Source organism: Asaia lannensis NBRC 102526 (assembly GCF_024054035.1).
GTDB lineage: Bacteria > Pseudomonadota > Alphaproteobacteria > Acetobacterales > Acetobacteraceae > Asaia > Asaia lannensis.
In genome coordinates, this window is the sequence record NZ_JAMXQU010000002.1 from 242,610 (window position 1) to 261,111 (window position 18,502).

13 protein-coding genes and 1 tRNA gene are annotated in these 18,502 nt (G+C 60.0%); 7 read left to right on the forward strand and 7 right to left on the reverse strand.

Features of this window, described 5'->3' with window-relative positions:
• Position 1 precedes the first annotated feature (1 nt).
• Both NF685_RS03635 and NF685_RS03640 read right to left on the reverse strand, forming a co-directional pair.
• Complete coding sequence (locus NF685_RS03635; RefSeq protein ID WP_252848640.1) at positions 2-1,813, reverse strand: M3 family oligoendopeptidase; 1,812 nt, start codon at positions 1,811-1,813, stop codon at positions 2-4.
• A gap of 119 nt (positions 1,814-1,932) precedes the next feature.
• Positions 1,933-3,381, reverse strand: coding sequence for an AMP nucleosidase (locus NF685_RS03640; protein ID WP_252848641.1), 1,449 nt, complete (start codon positions 3,379-3,381; stop codon positions 1,933-1,935).
• A gap of 129 nt (positions 3,382-3,510) precedes the next feature.
• On the opposite strand from NF685_RS03640, the gene NF685_RS03645 reads away from it, so the two are divergent.
• Positions 3,511-3,966, forward strand: coding sequence for a DUF6525 family protein (locus tag NF685_RS03645; RefSeq protein WP_252848642.1), 456 nt, complete (start codon positions 3,511-3,513; stop codon positions 3,964-3,966).
• 390 nt (positions 3,967-4,356) lie between these two features.
• On the opposite strand, the gene NF685_RS03650 is transcribed toward NF685_RS03645, so the two are convergent.
• The 5 genes from NF685_RS03650 to NF685_RS03670 all read right to left on the reverse strand — a co-directional run bounded on the left by NF685_RS03650 (position 4,357) and on the right by NF685_RS03670 (position 13,877).
• The gene (locus NF685_RS03650; protein ID WP_252848643.1) at positions 4,357-5,286 is read right to left on the reverse strand and encodes a Gfo/Idh/MocA family protein; all 930 of its coding nucleotides are present in this window, start codon (positions 5,284-5,286) and stop codon (positions 4,357-4,359) included.
• The gene (locus NF685_RS03655; protein ID WP_252848644.1) at positions 5,283-6,569 is read right to left on the reverse strand and encodes a sugar MFS transporter; all 1,287 of its coding nucleotides are present in this window, start codon (positions 6,567-6,569) and stop codon (positions 5,283-5,285) included. Before NF685_RS03655 ends, NF685_RS03650 begins: the two co-directional genes overlap by 4 nt.
• A gap of 180 nt (positions 6,570-6,749) precedes the next feature.
• Positions 6,750-11,270 carry a glutamate synthase large subunit gene (gene gltB, locus NF685_RS03660; RefSeq protein ID WP_252848645.1) on the reverse strand — a complete coding sequence of 1,507 codons (4,521 nt, stop codon included), beginning with the start codon at positions 11,268-11,270 and terminating at the stop codon, positions 6,750-6,752.
• A 5-nt stretch (positions 11,271-11,275) separates the two neighbouring features.
• Entirely contained in the window at positions 11,276-12,736 is a 1,461-nt protein-coding gene (locus NF685_RS03665) for an NAD(P)-dependent oxidoreductase (RefSeq protein WP_252848646.1), read from the reverse strand.
• Positions 12,737-12,914: 178 nt separating this feature from the next.
• On the reverse strand, positions 12,915-13,877 hold the full coding sequence (locus tag NF685_RS03670) for a complex I NDUFA9 subunit family protein (RefSeq protein ID WP_252848647.1): 963 nt from the start codon (positions 13,875-13,877) through the stop codon (positions 12,915-12,917).
• Between the two features lie 112 nt (positions 13,878-13,989).
• On the opposite strand from NF685_RS03670, the gene NF685_RS03675 reads away from it, so the two are divergent.
• The 6 genes from NF685_RS03675 (at position 13,990) to lptB (ending at position 18,499) form a co-directional block, all read left to right on the forward strand.
• A tRNA-Leu gene (locus tag NF685_RS03675) sits at positions 13,990-14,076 on the forward strand.
• 68 nt (positions 14,077-14,144) lie between these two features.
• Entirely contained in the window at positions 14,145-14,792 is a 648-nt protein-coding gene (locus tag NF685_RS03680) for a ribonuclease D (RefSeq protein ID WP_252848648.1), read from the forward strand.
• 113 nt (positions 14,793-14,905) lie between these two features.
• Positions 14,906-15,940, forward strand: coding sequence for a KpsF/GutQ family sugar-phosphate isomerase (locus NF685_RS03685; protein WP_222547860.1), 1,035 nt, complete (start codon positions 14,906-14,908; stop codon positions 15,938-15,940).
• Positions 15,937-16,752 carry an LPS export ABC transporter periplasmic protein LptC gene (gene lptC, locus NF685_RS03690; protein WP_252848649.1) on the forward strand — a complete coding sequence of 272 codons (816 nt, stop codon included), beginning with the start codon at positions 15,937-15,939 and terminating at the stop codon, positions 16,750-16,752. Before NF685_RS03685 ends, lptC begins: the two co-directional genes overlap by 4 nt.
• Complete coding sequence (locus tag NF685_RS03695; protein WP_252848816.1) at positions 16,752-17,726, forward strand: LptA/OstA family protein; 975 nt, start codon at positions 16,752-16,754, stop codon at positions 17,724-17,726. Before lptC ends, NF685_RS03695 begins: the two co-directional genes overlap by 1 nt.
• Positions 17,723-18,499 carry an LPS export ABC transporter ATP-binding protein gene (gene lptB / locus NF685_RS03700; RefSeq protein ID WP_222547862.1) on the forward strand — a complete coding sequence of 259 codons (777 nt, stop codon included), beginning with the start codon at positions 17,723-17,725 and terminating at the stop codon, positions 18,497-18,499. Before NF685_RS03695 ends, lptB begins: the two co-directional genes overlap by 4 nt.
• Positions 18,500-18,502 lie beyond the last annotated feature (3 nt).

Consider the following 18,502-nt stretch of genomic DNA (forward strand, 5'->3'; position numbering starts at 1 on the left):
GTTAAGCGCTCTTGTCCTGTTTTTCCTGAGCTTCAAGCTCGTCGATGAAACCTGAAATCACGTCCAGCCCCTTGCGCCAGAAACCGGGATCGGTCGCATCGAGCCCGAAAGGCGCCAGCAGCTCGGCATGACGTTTGGTGCCACCAGCCTCCAGCATGGCCAGATAACGATCCTGGAACCCGGCTGTTCCACCCTGCTCGTTCTGCTCGCCCTGATACACGCCATAAAGCGCATTCACGAGGCAATCGCCAAAAGCATAGGCATAAACATAAAACGGCGAGTGGACGAAATGCGGCACGTAAGACCAGTAGGTGTCGTAATCGGGTGTGAAGTCGAAAGCCGGGCCAAGGCTGCGCGTCTGCACTTCACGCCAGATTTCACCCAGACGCTCCGGTGACAGCTCGCCCTTGCGACGCTCGTCATGCACCTTCACCTCAAACTGGTAAAAGGCAATCTGGCGCACGACCGTGTTCAGCATGTCCTCGACCTTGCCAGCCAGCATGCGGCGGCGGCGGGCCGGGTCCGTTTCGGCGTCGAGCAATGCCTGAAAGGTCAGCATTTCACCGAAGACTGAAGCAGTCTCGGCAAGGGTAAGCGGCGTCGACGACTGCAGATATCCCTGTCTTGCCGCCAGAAGCTGATGGGCACCATGGCCCAGCTCATGGGCCAGCGTCATCACATCGCGTGTACGCCCGTGGTAGTTGAGCAGCACATAAGGATGGGTATCCGGTGTCACGGGATGGGCGAACGCCCCCGATGACTTGCCCGGCACGGGCGGCACATCGATCCAGTCATTCTCCATGAACTGCCCGACCAGCGCGCCAAGGCGCGGGTCGAAGCGATCATAGGCCGTGCGCACGATCGTCTTGGCCTCTTCCCAGGGGATGAGACGGTCCTCATCACCGGGGAGCGGCGCATTGCGGTCCCAGTGTTGGAGCTTGTCCAGACCAAGCCACCCGGCCTTGAGCGCATAATAGCGATGCGCCAGACGGGCATAATCGGCATCGACGGCCGCTACGAGCGCGTCCACCACCTCGTCCTCGACCATGTTGGCACGGTTGCGGCTCGAGGTCGGGCGCGGAAAGCCACGCAGCCCGTCCTCGATCGCCTTGTCCTTGGCCAGCGTATTGGTGATCAGGACGAGAAGTCGCTGGTTCGCCCCCAGAACACGGCTGACTTCGGCGGCAGCAACACGACGCTTCTCGCGATCCGGGCTCGACATGAGGTTGAGCGCATCACCAAGGGGTCGCTCCTCACCGTCCAGCATAACGGTGAGCGACGCCATCGTTTCATCGAACAGGCGGTTCCAGGAAGCGCGGCCCGTCACCGATTTCTCGGACAGTACCTGCTCGACCTCGTCGGTCAGCTGATAGGGCCGCCAGACACGCAGATCGCGCAGGAAGGGCGACCAGCGGGCCAGTTCGGCATCCTCGAGCAACCGTTCGAGATGCGCATCTTCCAGACGATTGAGCTCCAGGGTGAAGAACAGCATATGCGATGAAATAGCGGTCAGGCGTTCGGTCATGCCCTGCGAGAAACGCCCGGTTGCCGGGTCGGTCGTGCGTGCCGCAAAACCGAGCTGGGCAAACGCGCCGAGACGACCCATGCGCTGATCGATCTCTTCATACTGTGCAATAACCGAAGCGAGATCGCTGGCGCTTGCACCGGCCAGCTTGCCTTTCCAGCGTTCGGCAAATGCCTTCGCCTGCGCGTCACACCATGCGAGATCGCGCTCTATGGCGGGATCGTCGAGGCCTGCATACAGATCCGATAGATCCCAGCGGGGCAAGGTGGGGCTGTCGGCTTGGGCCATGAATTCGGGTCCTTGTTGTCTTTGTCCGTCCTGTCTCATCTGGTGACGATCGGATGAGACAGAAAGAGGGGCTTTCCCCCCTCTCGTGAAATGCCGGGGCTGTTGTCCGCAAAAAACGTCTACCGAAAGGCGGGCTCGTCAAATCCGCGCAGTTTGCGAGAGTGAAGGCTGTCCACACCCCGTGCGCGCAAAAGCCTCATGGTCTCTATCCCGACCATGAGATGCTGGCTGACACGCTCGCGATAGAAGGCATTGGCCATGCCGCGCAGCTTGAGTTCGCCATGAAGCGGCTTGTCGGACACGCAAAGCAGCGTGCCATAAGGCACGCGGAACCGGAAACCGTTCGCCGCAATCGTGGCCGATTCCATATCCACGGCAATCGACCGGCTCATATTGATCTGCGTGAACAGCGCACGCAGACGCAACTCCCAGTTGCGATTATCGGTTGTCAGCACCGTGCCCGTCCGCAGACGCGTCTTGATTTCGTGCTCCTGAAGGCCCGTCACGCGTTCCATGGCTTCCTGAAGGGCCACCTGCACCTCGGCAATGGGTGGGACAGGCACCCAGGTCGGCAGATCGTCGTCAAGCACATGATCGTCACGAACATAGCCATGAGCCAGAACGTAATCGCCAAGCAGCTGCGTGCGTCGCAGGCCTGCGCAATGCCCTACCATCAGCCAGCAATGCGGGCGCAACACGGCAAGATGATCGGTGATGGTTTTTGCGTTGGAGGGACCGACGCCGATATTGATGAGCGTGATCCCGTCGCCGTCGGGGCGACAGAGATGATAGGCAGGCATCTGCGGCAGTGAAACGGCAGGCTGCCCCTCCTGCCCCTGCGCCGTATAGACGGCGTCGCCCGGCTCGACGAAAGCCGTGTATTCGCTGCCCTCATCGACCTGCGCGCGGGCATAGTCGCGAAACCCGTCGACATAACGCTGGTAATTGGTGAGCAGGATGAAACGCTGGAAATGGCGCGGTGCCGTGCCCGTATAATGATGCAGGCGCGCCAGCGAATAATCCGTCCGCTCAGCCGTAAAAAGCGCGAGGGCGCGAGGCGCATCGGGGTCAGGAATGATCTCGCAATTGGCGATCCTGTCATCCGTCGCATGCAGATCGGGCAGGGCATAATTATCCTGCAGGATCTTGAGATCCGCTTCTGTCAGTCCGGTGACTGCCTCTTCCATCACATAAGGCAAAGGCATGGGGCGTTTGGAAAGACCGACGAAAACAGGCTGACGATAGCAGGCAATCAGGTTTTCGATCTGTGCCTTCCAGTAGCTCCGGAACAGGCTGGGGCGTGTCAGCGTGGTGCCATAGAAACCCGGCTCCAGAAGAACCCCGAAACGTGGTTTGACATCGTGGGGGATGGAGCCGCGCGTCAGAGGAAACGCAAGGTAGGGATAATAGCAGTCGGCCGGCTGCCTCGCTGCAAACGCATCGCGCAGTCGTGTTGCCTGCTCGTCATACAGCGCCTCGATACGATCGAGCGCTGCCTCGGCATCGTGGAATGGCGTGAAGCCTGAGCCGACCTGTTCGAAAACGCTGTCCTGTGCCGCTGTGCTCATCTGCGTGCCTCGCCCGTTCTGTCCCTGTTTTAGGCACAGGCTAGCCTGAAGCGCGACACGGCGATAGACGGCCTTATCGATACGTTATAACATACGGTGTGGACCTTATCAGTACCCGGACTTCGTCTCATGCATCCAGCGCTCTTCCATCGTTCCGGCCCCCTCGCCCACCAGACAATGCACGCCGCAAAAGAAACAGGGCGATCCAGTCACCGCAAACGTCATGCGAGCAACAGCCGCGCGGGCAATGTCGGAGCGGGCAACGATAATGACGGGACATGTCGCAAAACATTGTGGAAGCGCCTCGAAGGGGATTCGTGGGAAGCATTCGACGCCTTGCCTCGCTCGATAAGACTACGCCTGACGGAACATGTTTATGACGCGTGGTCGGTCAATACCCTTGCCCTGTGGCAGCATTACAAGAGAGTGCATGGGGCCAATGAGCGCGCCGAGCGGGCGTTGATACGCTATCTCGATTATTGCGAACGGCTCGAGCAACAGGCTTTCGCCGAACGCCACGGTGCCCTGCCCCATCAGGCCGCTGGCGCCACCCCGTTGCGTTACGGGCCCATCAGTCAGGACTGATCCGACCGGTCGAGTGATTCTACCGTGCCTCGTTCGCGACGCGTTTGTGGATCTGGAACTGATTGTGTGGAAACGGAAACCTCATCCGGCCACCGCGGAAAAAGTCGCGAAAGAGGACTTTCTATGGCTTGAGCGGTGGCCAGATAGCTTCTTCGGTACCGCTAAGTCCTGAAGAGCCATTATGGGCCGCTCCTCGATAAGCGCCGGAGGTCAGGTGTACGGCGCGGCAGGGCAGGAACACACAAGAAGCAACAAACAATCAGGCACTCCCTAATAATCCTCAGAGGTTCGCGTGACACTGGTAAATGACGGCAAACAGACTTCTGCCACTCTTGCCGTTCTCTGCCAGTCACAAACCATGATCGTTCGTACGTAGTTGAATGCTGTCGTTCATCCAGTGCTGTCATAAAAATGAACACGCGTTCCGAGAGCCAGAGCCTCCGTCACGAGATCAAGAGGACGTAAGTCGAGAAGTGAGGTGCCCGATGCGATCAGTGCGGCAAAATGATCGTAGACGCCTGCATATTCCCTGACATGCGGCAGCGCGACAGGCTTGCCGCCATCAGCAAGACATGCCCCGCCCTGAGTTAACGTAAGATCCCGCCCGTCTGACATGGTCCAGCATATGGTCCATATTTCGCTGGACGGATCATGCCGCCAGTCGAACACAGCCTGCACAGGACAGGCCGTATAACCACCGGCAAGATCGAGCACTGCTCTTGCGGGCGCCTGCTGACCTCCGAAAAAATCGAGCTTGGCTGCGCAATAAACGATCGGTTCCGCACTCACGGCACAGAGGATCGACAATGCATTGATGCCGGCATCGAACACGCCAAGCGCGCCTGGCCTCCACAGCCATTCGGCACCCGGATGCCATTTATCGGCGTTTTCTTTCCACGCGACTTTCACAGCGATTGGATCGTGCTCGCGCAATATCGTCTGCAGGGGAGCGATTGCCGCGGCATAGACTGAATGCCATGCCGAAAACAGCGTGCACCTTTTCTGCTTCGCAAGGTCGCTCAATATCTGCCCCTGCGAGCGCGTGAGTGTTGGCGGTTTTTCGAGCAGGACATGCCACCCCGCTGCAATTGCCTTGCAGGCGAGGTCGTAGCGACAATCGGGCGGGGTGCAGATCGAGACAGCATCGATGGCCGTCCTGCTTTCGATCAAGGCCTCGATGGACGTAAAAACTGGAAGATCAAGCGAGACAGGTACGGGCGAAACGACCGCGACGACCCGAAAAGCCGGATGATCGCGCAGGGCCGGCAAATGCTCATGACGTGCGATATGACCGACACCGACAAGGGCAATTCTGATCATGGGCTCTGTTCCTGTACGGCGGTAATGAAGAGGCCCGGCTTCGATCCCCAGCCTGCATAGAACAGCAGATAGAGATAGCAGGCGAATGGAAGGAGATAAGACAGGGACAGCCCAACCCAATCGGCAAGGACACCTTGGAATATGGCGGCCGCACCTCCTGCTATCGCCATGATAAGCCAGCCCGCTCCCTGCTCGGTCTGGGGACCGAGCCCAGCAATGCCAAGGGAGAAGATGGTGGGAAACATGATCGAGTGACACAGCCCCGTCAGGATCAGCGCCCACATGGCAAGATGCCCGGTTGAAGCGATAACCACGAGCACGAGCATAGCTCCAGACAGACTGACCAGGGCCAGAAGCAGATGAGGGCTGATGCGTCGCATCAGGAAAGCACCGAGAAAACGCCCGGCCATAGCTCCTCCCCAGAAGAACGCCACGTAATGCGCTGCCTCGGCATGCGACATGTCGCCAATCGATTTCTGCGAGATGAAACTGACAAGTGTGCTGCCAATGCCGATTTCGCAAATCATGTAGAGAAAAATGGCCGGCACGCCCCAGAAGAGATTGCGATGACGCCATATGCTGCGCTTATCGCCCCGGTTTACCGATCTGTTTTCACCGGGTGAAATCGCAGGCAGCGGAAAACGCCATACGATTACGGCCATCAGCAAAAGCACGGCAGCAATCAGCGCATAAGGGAGTTGCACCATCTGGGCGTCCTGCATTCGCTGGCCGATTGTCTCCACAACTCTGCCTGCACCACCCGTCTCGTGACTGCGTGCAAAAATCAGAACGCCGCCGAAGAGCGGTGCCAGCGTTGTGCCGAGGGCGTTGAAAGCCTGCACGAGGGTCAGCCGGCTCGAAGCGGAGCCAGCATCTCCGATCACCACGATATAAGGATTGGCCGCCACCTGGAGCAGCGTGATAGCGGCCGCAAGCAGAAACAGCGCAACGAGGAAAAACCCGTATGAGAAAAAAGCGCTGGCCGGGATGAAAAGCAGACAGGATACGGCCATGCCCACAAGGCCCAGAATAACGGACGCCTTGTATCCCAATACTGAAACCAGCCTCGATGCCGGCAGCGAAATCACCAGATAACCGAGATAGAAACAGAACTGGACCAGCAACGAAGCCGTGTAATTGAGCGAAAAGGCCGCCTTGAGGTGAGGTACGAGAATGTCGTTCAGGACAGTCGCAAAGCCCCACATAAAAAAAACGCTGGCAAGTAAAGCGAGTGCCGCGACAGACGAGCCTGCACGCCCCTGCGACGATGATGGGAAAGACATCGATACCCCTCGATAAACCGGTCCCGCGACCGGTTGATCGGGGGAGAAAGCCCGAGCCTATCGGATGAATTTCATGTAATATAATAGATATTCAGGCATTTTATATGGCGATTCGATTATCTTTCCCGAAGGGGCAGACAGGATACGCTTCCCATCTGTCCCTTCGAAACCGCCGCCTTGTCAGGCAGAGAGCGCCTGTTCGACCTTGGGCAGTTCATAGCCGATGATGCGTGCATAATCGCGCGGAACGACCTGCCAGAACTGCGACACTACGCGATCCCAGCGATGAAGCAGTTCAGCGGCAAAGGCGCTGCCTGTTTCATCGGCATGACGCTGAACCAGCGCGCGCAGCTTTTCCTCCCATTCGCTCCCCTGCTCGACACGCCCCCAGAGGAGTGTGTCCGGATTGACGCGGCGTTCGAACGCGTTGTCCTTGTCCAGAACGAACGCCATGCCACCCGTGAAACCGGCGCCGAAATTATCGCCGATCTGCCCAAGGATCACGACCGTACCCCCGGTCATGTATTCGCAGCCGTTCGACCCGCATCCTTCGACCACGGCCGTTGCACCCGAGTTACGTACGGCAAAGCGCTCACCCGCCTGACCGGCCGCAAAAAGCGTCCCGGCAGTCGCGCCGTAAAGCACGGTATTGCCGATGATCGCATTATCTTCAGACCGCCAGGGCGCGGTCGGTGACGGGCGCACGACAATCGTGCCGCCCGAAAGCCCCTTGCCCACGTAGTCGTTCGCGTCGCCCACCACGTCGAGCTTGAGACCCTGCACCGCGAAAGCCCCGAGCGACTGACCGGCCGATCCACGCAGACGCAGGGTCAGATGACCTTCCGGCAGGGTTTTCATGCCGAATTTACGCGTGATCAGCGAAGAGACACGCGTCCCGATCGCGCGATGCGTGTTCTGCACCGTGTAATGCAGATGCAGCTTCTCGCGATGGTCGAAAAGCGGTGTCGCATCGGCAATGACCTGCGCATCCAGCGTTTCGGGCACCTCATTGCGGCCATCACGGGTGCAATAACGTGCGTCCGGCCCCGGATCGGCCTGAACCAGAAGGGAGTTCAGATCCAGATCGTCCAGATATTCAGCGCCGCGCGATACCTGACGAAGAAGATCGGTACGTCCGATAATCTCTTCCATGCTCCTGAAGCCGAGCTCGGCCAGAATATTGCGCACATCTTCTGCGATGAAAGAGAAGAGGTTGATCACCTTCTCCGGCGTGCCTTCGAACTTGGCACGCAGCGCTTCGTCCTGAACGCACACGCCAACCGGGCAGGTATTGGAGTGACACTGACGCACCATGATGCAGCCCATGGCGACAAGCGCTGCCGTACCGATGCCGAATTCCTCGGCACCCAGCATGGCTGCCATCACCACATCGCGCCCGGTCTTGAGACCGCCATCGGTACGCAGGGTGACCCTATGGCGCAATCGATTGAGCGTCAGCACCTGGTTGGCCTCAGTCAGCCCCATTTCCCAGGGCAGGCCTGCATATTTGATCGAGGATTGCGGGCTGGCCCCCGTGCCACCGCAATGGCCCGAAATCATGATGGCATCCGCCTTGGCCTTGGCCACGCCAGCGGCAATCGTGCCGATACCGGTGCGGGCCACAAGCTTGACCGTCACGGTTGCTTCCGGATTGATCTGCTTCAGATCGTAGATGAGCTGCGCCAGATCCTCGATGGAATAGATATCGTGATGCGGCGGCGGCGAAATGAGGGTCACACCCGGCGTGGCATGGCGCAGCTTGCCGATGAGCTCCGTCACCTTGAAACCGGGCAACTGCCCGCCCTCACCCGGCTTGGCACCCTGAGCGACCTTGATCTCGATCTCGCTGCAGTTGTTCAGATATTCTGCCGTAACACCGAAGCGTCCAGAGGCCACCTGCTTGATTTTCGAGCTGGCGTTATCGCCATTCTCGCGCGGCGTGAAACGTGACGCATCCTCACCGCCCTCACCCGAATCAGACTTCGCGCCGATACGGTTCATGGCAATGGCCAGCGTCTCATGCGCTTCGGGGCTGAGTGCGCCCAGCGAAATACCGGGCGCCACCAGACGACGACGGATCGCCGTGATGCTCTCAACATCCTCCACCGGGATCGGCTCGCGCACGCGGCGGAAATCGAGCAGATCGCGCAAAGCTGTCGGCGGCTGGCGACGCACAGCGTCGGCATAGCGCTTGAACAGCGAGAAGCTGTCGGTCGAGACGGCTGTCTGCAGCATATGGATGAGCTGGCCGTTGAACGCGTGGACCTCGCCCTTTCGGCGCAACTTGTACAGACCGCCGATGGGCAGTGCATCGACACCGCCTGCATAGGCCGTTTCATGGGCGCGCAGCACATTGCGTGCCAGACCGGGCAGACCGATACCCGAGATGCGCGACGGCATACCGGGGAAGAACTCAGCTACCAGCGCACGCGACAGGCCGATCGCCTCGAAATTATATCCGCCACGATAGGCCGACACGATCGAAATGCCGGATTTCGACATGATCTTGAGCAGGCCCTTGTCGAGCGCCTTGCGGTAACGCTCTACGGCCTCGCGCAGGGTCAGATCACCGAACAGGCCGCGCTGCAGACGGTCTGCGATACATTCCTGAGCAAGATACGGATTTACCGTGGTGGCCCCCACGCCAACCGTCACCGCCATGCCATGCACGTCCATCACATCTGAGGAACGGACATTGAGCGAGGTGAAGGTGCGCAGCGACTGGCGAACGAGGTGGATATGCACGGCAGCCGTTGCGAGAACCATCGGAATCGCAACACGCTCTTCATTCTGTCCCTCATCCGAAAGGAAGAGATGCGTGCAACCGCCGCGCACATAATCTTCAGCCTCATGGCGGATGCGTGCAATAGCGTCGCGCAACCCGGCTTCGCCATCGGCAGCGCGGAAGGTGCAATCGACCGTTGCTCCGTCCTTGCCGCAGAAATTGCGCAGCGCCTCGAACTCACCCGTGGTGAGGACCGGGCTCGGCAGTTGCAGCAGATCGCACTGTTCGGGTGACTGATCGAGGATATTGCCCAGATTGCCGAGGCGCGTGACGAGGCTCATCACGTTCATTTCGCGCAGGGAATCGATGGGCGGGTTCGTGACCTGGCTGAAGCCCTGACGGAAGTAATGCGCAAGCCCGCGATAGGTGCTCGACAGAACCTGAAGCGGCGTGTCGTCGCCCATCGAACCGATCGCCTCTGCCGAGGTCTCGACCATGGGGTGGAGAATGGTCTCCATTTCCTCATGGGTCAGGCTCATCGCCAGCTGACGACGACGCAGCTGATCGGGCGTGAACAGCACCGGCTCGGCCACATCGGCACGCACCACCGAGCTGATATTGCGGATGTTCTTGGTCCAGGACGTGAAGTCCTGACGTCCGGCAAGCAGATCGAGCAGTTCCTGCGGCGCGTAGAGCCTGGCCTCCTGCAGGTCCAGACCCAGCGTCTCGCCCGGCCCGAGGCGCCCCTTCATGCGTGTATTGGCATCCTGCACCCGAACCATACCGGCTTCGGAGCCCACAATCAGCAGGTCATCCTGCGTGATGGTATAGCGCAGAGGGCGCAGACCGGCGCGGTCGAGACCCGCCACGACCCAGCGGCCATCGGTTGCACAGATTGCAGCCGGACCGTCCCAGGGCTCCATCACCGCATTGCAATACGAAAACAGGGCACGATGCTTGTCGGTCATGGCCGAATTGCCACCGGCGCTGGCCGGGACCATCAGCGTCTTGGCCATGGGCGCATCGCGCCCGGCATGGGTCAGCAGCTCGAACACGTTGTCGAACATGGCCGTGTCGGAGCCCGCTGCCTGAACGACCGGCTTGAGGTCGCTCATATAGGGGTCGAGCTCGGCATTCGCGAGACGCGTCTCGTGACTGCGCATCCAGTTCACATTGCCCGAAAGCGTATTGATCTCGCCATTATGCGCCAGACGACGGAAGGGCTGGGCCAGCTTCCATGTCGGGAAGGTGTTGGTCGAATAGCGCTGATGGTAGATCGCAAAGCGCGAGACGAAACGCTCATCGAGAAGATCGGGATAGAAATCCGTCAGGTTCTCGGCGAGGAACATACCCTTGTAGATGAGCGAGCGGCAGGACAGCGAACACACATAGAGATCGACCTGCGCCGCCGCGGCAGCCTTTTCGATACGACGACGGATCACATAGAGATCGCGCTCGAAATCGGCTTCGGAACTGCCCAGACGGTTACGCACCATGATCTGTTCGATCTCGGGACGCGTCGCATTGGCCTTCTCACCGATACAGGCCGTGTCGATCGGCACCTGACGCCAGCCATAGATGCCATAGCCAAAATCGAGAATCTCGCTTTCAATGATCGCCCGTCCGGCTTCCTGCGACGCCAGATCGGTCTTGGGCAGGAAGATCATGCCAACGGCAATGCGACCCTCGATATGGTCGTCACCCGCGCTGTGAATGGCCTCGGCAAAGAAATCCTGCGGGATTTCGACATGGATACCGGCGCCATCGCCGGTCTTGCCATCGGCATCGACCGCGCCACGATGCCACAGGGCTTTCAGCGCCGCGATACCGGCAAGCACGACATCGCGACGACGCTTGCCGTCCAGCGCTGCCACGAGACCGACACCGCAGGCATCACGCTCCATGGTCGGATCGTAAAGGCCTTCGAGGGCGCGGACATTATCCTGATAGGACTGGATGAAGCTCTTCTCGGTCATGGCCCTTACTCCGCCGCCACTGCGCGTGCGGCCTGATCTGCTGTCATGCTCTCATGTGCTGAAAGATACTGGTGCATTTCTGCTGCGGCTTCGCGCCCGTCACGTATGGCCCAGACGACCAGAGACGCGCCGCGCACGATATCGCCACCGGCAAACACGCCCGGCACGCTGGTTTCAAATCGTCCTGGCGTAACCTTGAGCGTGCCCCATTTGGTCACTGCCAGCTCAGGCGCGTTCCAGTCGCCCGGCAGGTCCTCGGGGTCGAAACCCAGTGCCTTGATGACCAGATCGGCCTCGATCGTGAAGCTGCTGTCCGGCACGGCCTCGACCGACTGGCGACCGGATGCGTCAGGCAGGCTCAGGCGCATTTTGTGGGCGCGTACACCCGTCACCGTTGTGTCGCCCAGAAATGCTTCTGGCGCGGCCAGCCAGGCGAAATTCACGCCTTCTTCCTCGGCATTTTTCACTTCCTGGACCGAGCCCGGCATATTGGCGCGGTCGCGTCGGTAGAGACAGGTTACCTTCTCGGCCCCCTGACGAATGGAGGTGCGCACGCAATCCATGGCCGTGTCGCCACCACCGATCACAACCACATGCTTGCCTTTCGCATGCAGCACGGCGTCATCGCCTGGCGTTTCATGATAACCGCGACGGTTGGAGGCGGTAAGGAAGTCGAGCGCCTGAACCACGCCCCCCAGACCGCTACCCGGCACGGAAACCTCACGCGAACGGTAGACGCCGGTGCCGAGAAAGACCGCGTCATGCTTCTCACGCAGCGCCTCGAAAGACAGGCCACTCTCACCCTCACCGATAGGGGTGGAGAGATGGAACACGATGCCCTGCTCTTCCATCAACGCATGACGGCGGGCCAGAACGTGCTTTTCAAGCTTGAAGCTCGGAATTCCGTACACCATCAGCCCGCCGACACGGTCATGACGATCATAGACATGAACCTGATAGCCGAGTGCGCGCAGCCATTCCGCGGCAGCCAGACCGGCCGGGCCTGCCCCGACCACACCGATGCTCTGCGCCCGCTCGCGCGATGGCATACGTGGCTTGACCCAACCCTGATCGAAGGCGGTCTCGGTAATGAATTTCTCGACCGCACCGATGGTCACGCTCTCGAAATCCCTCTCGATCACGCAATTACCCTCGCAAAGGCGGTCCTGGGGGCAGATACGTCCGCAGATTTCCGGAAAGGTATTGGTGGCAGAGGATAGCCGATAGGCTTCTTCCAGACGGTTCTCGGCCGTGAGCTTCAGCCAGTCGGGAATATTATTGCCGAGCGGACAATGAACCGAGCAGAAGGGCACACCGCACTGGGAGCATCGGCTGGCCTGACGTTCGGCATGCTCGACAGCGAAACCGCGATAGATTTCACCGAAATCCTCGCGTCGTTCGGCGGCCGCGCGCTTTTCAGGCATCTCTTGCGGCAATGAGACAAACTGCAGCATCCGTTCGGCCACGTCGCGTTCTCCCCTGGGCGAGCCGGCACGTCGCGCGCCGCTCTAAAAAACATGACGGACAGGTAAGACAAGCGCACCAACCACATAAGTCAGCAATACTTACCTTTACCCGCTCATATTCACGGGTTCGAGAAAAATTTCGCGTTATATGTCCAATAATAGGACCGTTTCGGACCTTTTATTTGCGAATAGTTCTCAACGCCCTAATTTTGCTGAGATAGGGAGTGGCGACATCATACAGGCTGTCCGGCACGATTCCGAGGGTTTCGAGCGTCTCGGCACCGGTTGTCACAACATTGTCTTGCGACAGCATGGCAAGCTGATCGCGGGTCAGCACCTTACCCGGGAGCTTCTCCAGAACGCGCGCCTGCAATCCGGCCAGCGCTTCGGGCACGGCAACAAGGCGCGGCGTGCGACCGACCGCCTCAGCGACGAAACGCATGATATCTTCCATTGCAAGACTGTCGGGACCGCCCAGCTCGAACACCCTCCCCGCATACGCATCCTGCGTCAGGCACAGCATCGCCGCGCGCGCCACATTCTCCACAAAGACGGGTTGCAGATGCGTTCTGGGGAAATAGACAGGCAATACGGGCAATACGCGCGCCATCAGCCCGAACAGCGTGAGAAAACTGTCTCCCGGGCCGAAAACGACACTGGGCCGCAAGATCGCCGCCTTCCCGAAAGCCTCACGAACAAGACGTTCGCCCTCGGCCTTGCTTCTTCCATAAAGCGAGGGCGCGTGACGCGACGCGCCAATGGCCGATACCTGCACTAAGCGTTCGACACCGGCCTCGGCCGCCTGCTGCGCGACCATGCCGGGCGCCTCGGCATTCATCTGGCTGAAGGTCGCACCGTTCTTTTCGGTCAGGATGGAAACAAGATTGATTGCAGCCTGTGCCCCCTGCAGGGCAGCGCGCACCGATTGCGCATCTGTGACAGACGCATAGACAGGCAGAACGCTTCCCGTCCTCGCTGCGCTGTCTCCACCGACGCCCTGTAGCGAGGCAGCTTTTTGCGGGGCACGCGAAGCCACCCGCACCGTATAGCCGCCTTTCACCAGTTGTCTGACCAGCGCGCGGCCTATGAAACCGTTCCCACCGAAAACCGTGACGACAGAACCTTCCGGAGTGCGTTCCATAAAAAATTCCTCTTTTTTTTCAAAGGGGGTGTTGACGCCCCCGGTCAGGACCGGTAAACGCCACCTCACCGAACGGGATGCCTAAAAAAAAGGCGCCCCGGACAGCCTCTGAGCCCAGATGGCGGAATTGGTAGACGCGCAGGTTTCAGGTACCTGTGTCCGCAAGGACGTGGAAGTTCGAGTCTTCTTCTGGGCACCATACGAAAAACGGAAAAGCCGACGAGAAATCGTCGGCTTCCGTTTTTTCTAGCCCCAGGGTTTCCGAACATGGCAGCACCGAGCGCTTCAATTTATCTCTATGATGGCGATCTGCCCGATAATTTCGATCTGGGTCCGGTTGTTGCGGTCGATACCGAAGCCATGGGTCTCAATCCTCATCGTGACCGACTCTGCCTCGTGCAGCTCTCTGCAGGCGATGGCGAGGCCCATCTCGTTCAGATACGCCCGAAATCGCTTGGCGGGCGCTATGAGGACTGCCCGAACCTGAAGGCTCTTCTTTCGGATGAGAGCGTCACCAAGCTCATGCATTTCGCCCGGTTCGATGTAGCCCTGCTCCAGCATGCTCTGGGAATCACCGTGGCGCCGGTGATCTGCACGAAAATCGCCGCGCGTCTCGTACGCACGTTCACAGACCGCCACGGTCTGGCTCATCTATGCCGCGAAATGCTGGGGGTCGATCTGGCCAAGCAGCAGCAGACATCGGATTGGGGTGCCGAAACCCTGACGCCCGAACAGCTGAGCTATGCAGCGTCGGATGTCCTGCATCTTCATGCTCTGTGGGCCAAACTCGAAGCCCTGCTCATTCGCGAAGGTCGTCGCGATCTTGCTCAGGCCTGCTACGATTTCCTCCCCGCGCGCGGGCGTCTCGACATTCTCGGCTATGAAGAACCCGACATCTTTTCGCACCGCGCCTGAGACGCTTTTCCCACGGCTCCACATACCTGCCCATGCGCTGCGATGCCCTTAAAAGGCCGCGGTCGGGGTGGCAGGGTGATTGACCTGAGACCAGCAAAGCGGGAAGAGAACGCATGATCGAGCTCCCCTCCTCCAGCTCCGACGTCGTGACCGAGGGCCAGACCGGGCATCGCACCGCTCTGGACAGCGCCCAGGCCACGCTCGCTGCAGAAGCAAGCGGCCTGTCCGCCCTGCAATCCGCCCTCGCCACGCCCGATGCCATGGGTGACGCCTTCACGAAGGCCGTTGCCTGCATCGCAGCCACAGAAGGGCGCGTCGTCGTCGCAGGTATCGGCAAATCCGGTCATATCGGCCGCAAAATCCAGGCAACGCTCGCGTCGACCGGCACATCGGCCATTTTCGTGCATCCTGCCGAAGCCGCTCACGGCGATCTGGGCATGATCGAAGCACGCGATGTGATGCTGCTTCTCTCCCAGTCGGGTGAAACGAGCGAACTCGCCGCACTTCTCGAACATGCAGCGCGCCATGCCCTGCCCGTTATCGGCATGACATCATCGCCAGCCTCGACCCTTGCGCGCGCAAGCACCGTTGTTCTGTGCCTGCCACGCACCAAGGAGGCCTGCCCCATGGGGCTCGCCCCCACAACCAGCACGATCATGCAGCTTGCGCTGGGCGATGCCCTTGCAATCGCCCTGTTGGAACGTCGCGGCTTCACCGCGCATGATTTCAGCGCCTTCCATCCCGGTGGATCGCTTGGCGCCCTGTTGCGCCCGGTGCGCAGGCTGATGCACGATGGCCCGGCCATGCCTCTGGGTACGGCTGACATGACCCTGTCCAGCGTCATTATCGAGATGACGCGCAAGGCCTTCGGCTGCATCGGCATTCTTGACGATCAGGGCGTACTGATCGGGCTGGTCAGCGATGGCGATCTTCGTCCTGCATTGATGCGCGATCTGGACAGAACGACAGCAGGTGAAATCATGAACAGGGCGCCCATCACCACACGAGGCGAGGTACTTGCCCAGGAGGTCATTCATCTGATGACGGCACGACGCAAGGCGATCAACAGCCTCTTTGTGGTGGATGAATGCCATCGCCCTGTCGGCATCATCCATCTTCACGATCTGCTGCGGACAGGCATCGCATGACGCAGACCGGAAACGACACATCATCCGGCCAGAAGCCGGGCAATCCTCCCGGCGCAGCGCCCTCCGACGCGACGCGCAAACCACAGCGCGAGGACTTCGCGCGGGATGCCGCAAAACTTGCCGCACTTCGCGAGGCGATGCGCGAACAGGGCCAGTCCCGACAGCGCAATATCCCGACTTCGTCGGACCTTGCGTCACGGCGACGCCTGCTCGATACGGCAAAATGGGCATTACCGCTCTGTGCTGCGCTGCTTCTCGGGTCTATCGCCGTCTGGCCGGAAATTGCCCGATGGCTGAGCGCCAACAAGGCCGTTATGCGTGAAATGGCCCAGATGCATGTCGAAAGCGGCAATCTGGAAGGCGCCGTCTATCGTGGACTCGACGCCCATAACCGCCCTTACATGATCACGTCGCGTATCGCCCATCAGAATGGACCCGATCGGGTCGATCTGGTGGATCCGGTTGCCGATACCCATATGGCCGGTGGCGGGTGGGCAGAAATCAGGGCCGACAAGGGCGTCTACATGCAGCATGAGCAGACGCTCAATCTGACGGGGCATGTGGTTCTCTATCGCGATGATGGAACCCTTCTCAACGGACTGACGGCCGATATCGACCTCCATCGCAGTGTGATCGCCTCGAATGACTGGGTCCATGCCGAGGGACCATTTGGCATCCTCGACGCGCAAGGCTATTTTATCGATCAGCACGCGAATCTCCTGCAATTCGTCGGACCGCAGCGTGTCATCCGTCATGATGACCGTCAGGATGCCATGCCGTCTCTCACTTCACCTGCACACAAGGCTCCATGATGCGTCGCCTCCTCCCTGCCCTGGCCCTGACTTCGTTGCTGACAGGCCTCCCCCTTCCCGGCGCACCGTCTCTTGGCCTTGCGGGATCGCAGGCTTTCGCCCAGGCGCTGGACATGTCTCATGGCGAGCAGGTGACGATCAGCTCGGCCGGCCCCCAGACCTACGATCACGATGCGCAGACCGTGACATTCGTGGATCGCGCGCGCGCCGTGCGTGGCGATGTGACGATCGATGCCGATCAGCTCATCGGGTTCCTGCGCAAGAAGGCCCCCGATCCGAATGCCCCCCAACCCGCGCCGGATGAAAAGAAATCGGGCGATGACGGTGCCATGGGTGGCTCGATGGAGCTCTACCGCATGGAAGCCATCGGCCACGTCCATATCTATACCAGCACGGATCAGGCCTGGGGTGACAAGGCGCTCTACGATATCGATCAGGCTGTCATGGTCATGACAGGCAAGGCGCTCAGGCTTACCACGCCTCAGGACGTGATGACGGCACGCGATGTCATGGAATACCATGCCAATACACGCATGTCGGTCGGCCGTGGCGATGCGACCGTCACCACCAATGACGGCAAACGCATCAAGGCAGATGTTCTGGTTGCCTTCAGCAAACCCGACTCCACACAGCCCGCCGGCTCCAAACCCGCGGCCACCCCTGCATCGGGCGGCGACGGAACGGCGCGCAGCTCGAAGCTGGACCGCGCCTATGCGTGGGGACATGTGGTGCTGCGTACGCCGAACGAGACCGCAACGGGTGACAGAGGGGTTTATGTGTTCGATACGCAAATGGCCCGTCTGATCGGCCATGTGCATGTCACGAGTGGTCAGAACCAGAATAACGGGGCTTCGGCCATCGTGAACATGAAGACCGGTGTTGCCATCATGAACCCCGCCCCGGGACAGCGCATCGAAGGACTTGTGATCCCCAATGAAGCCGCAAGCAGCAAGCCCGGAGATGCGCATCCATGAGCGATAACGAGACCCTTATCCTGCAGGAAGTGCATGACGATCCCGCGCTGGTAACCGGACTGATCGCTCATGGCATCGGCAAGAGCTACAAAAAGCGTCAGGTGGTGCGGAATGTTTCGCTTCAGGTGCAGCGTGGCGAGGCCGTGGGGCTGCTCGGCCCAAACGGCGCCGGCAAGACGACCAGCTTCTACATGATCGTCGGGCTGGTTCAGCCCGATACCGGCACGATCACCCTCGACGGAGCCGATATCACACAGCTGCCCATGTATCGACGTGCCCGGCTGGGGATCGGCTATCTGCCTCAGGAAGCGAGCATCTTCCGCGGACTGAATGTCGAGCAGAATATTCTGGCCGCTCTTGAAGTGGTCGAACCCGATTACGAGCGGCGCCAGACCATGCTCGACGGTCTGCTTGCCGAGTTCGGCATATCGCATCTGCGCCATTCGCCGTCTCTCGCCCTGTCGGGTGGCGAACGCCGCCGTCTGGAAATTGCACGTGCTCTGGCAAGCCAGCCGAACTACATCCTGCTCGATGAACCTCTGGCCGGCATCGACCCGATCGCCGTGGGCGAAATACGCGATCTCGTGTCGCATCTGAAGGATCGCGGGATCGGCGTGCTGATTACCGATCACAACGTTCGCGAAACGCTTGAGGTCATCGATCGGGCCTATATCATGCATTCGGGTCAGGTGCTGATGGAAGGCATCCCCGAGGAGATCGTGGCGAATGAGGACGTGCGGCGCGTCTATCTGGGAGAAAACTTCTCCCTCTGATTT

Bases quoted from the DNA above. Each gene is read 5' to 3' on its own strand.
- NF685_RS03635 (WP_252848640.1), bottom strand. From the start codon at position 1,813: ATGGCCCAAGCCGACAGCCCCACCTTGCCCCGCTGGGATCTATCGGAT.
- NF685_RS03640 (WP_252848641.1), bottom strand. From the start codon at position 3,381: ATGAGCACAGCGGCACAGGACAGCGTTTTCGAACAGGTCGGCTCAGGC.
- NF685_RS03645 (WP_252848642.1), top strand. From the start codon at position 3,511: ATGCATCCAGCGCTCTTCCATCGTTCCGGCCCCCTCGCCCACCAGACA.
- NF685_RS03650 (WP_252848643.1), bottom strand. From the start codon at position 5,286: ATGATCAGAATTGCCCTTGTCGGTGTCGGTCATATCGCACGTCATGAG.
- NF685_RS03655 (WP_252848644.1), bottom strand. From the start codon at position 6,569: ATGTCTTTCCCATCATCGTCGCAGGGGCGTGCAGGCTCGTCTGTCGCG.
- gltB (WP_252848645.1), bottom strand. From the start codon at position 11,270: ATGACCGAGAAGAGCTTCATCCAGTCCTATCAGGATAATGTCCGCGCC.
- NF685_RS03670 (WP_252848647.1), bottom strand. From the start codon at position 13,877: ATGGAACGCACTCCGGAAGGTTCTGTCGTCACGGTTTTCGGTGGGAAC.
- NF685_RS03680 (WP_252848648.1), top strand. From the start codon at position 14,145: ATGGCAGCACCGAGCGCTTCAATTTATCTCTATGATGGCGATCTGCCC.
- NF685_RS03685 (WP_222547860.1), top strand. From the start codon at position 14,906: ATGATCGAGCTCCCCTCCTCCAGCTCCGACGTCGTGACCGAGGGCCAG.
- lptC (WP_252848649.1), top strand. From the start codon at position 15,937: ATGACGCAGACCGGAAACGACACATCATCCGGCCAGAAGCCGGGCAAT.
- NF685_RS03695 (WP_252848816.1), top strand. From the start codon at position 16,752: ATGCGTCGCCTCCTCCCTGCCCTGGCCCTGACTTCGTTGCTGACAGGC.
- lptB (WP_222547862.1), top strand. From the start codon at position 17,723: ATGAGCGATAACGAGACCCTTATCCTGCAGGAAGTGCATGACGATCCC.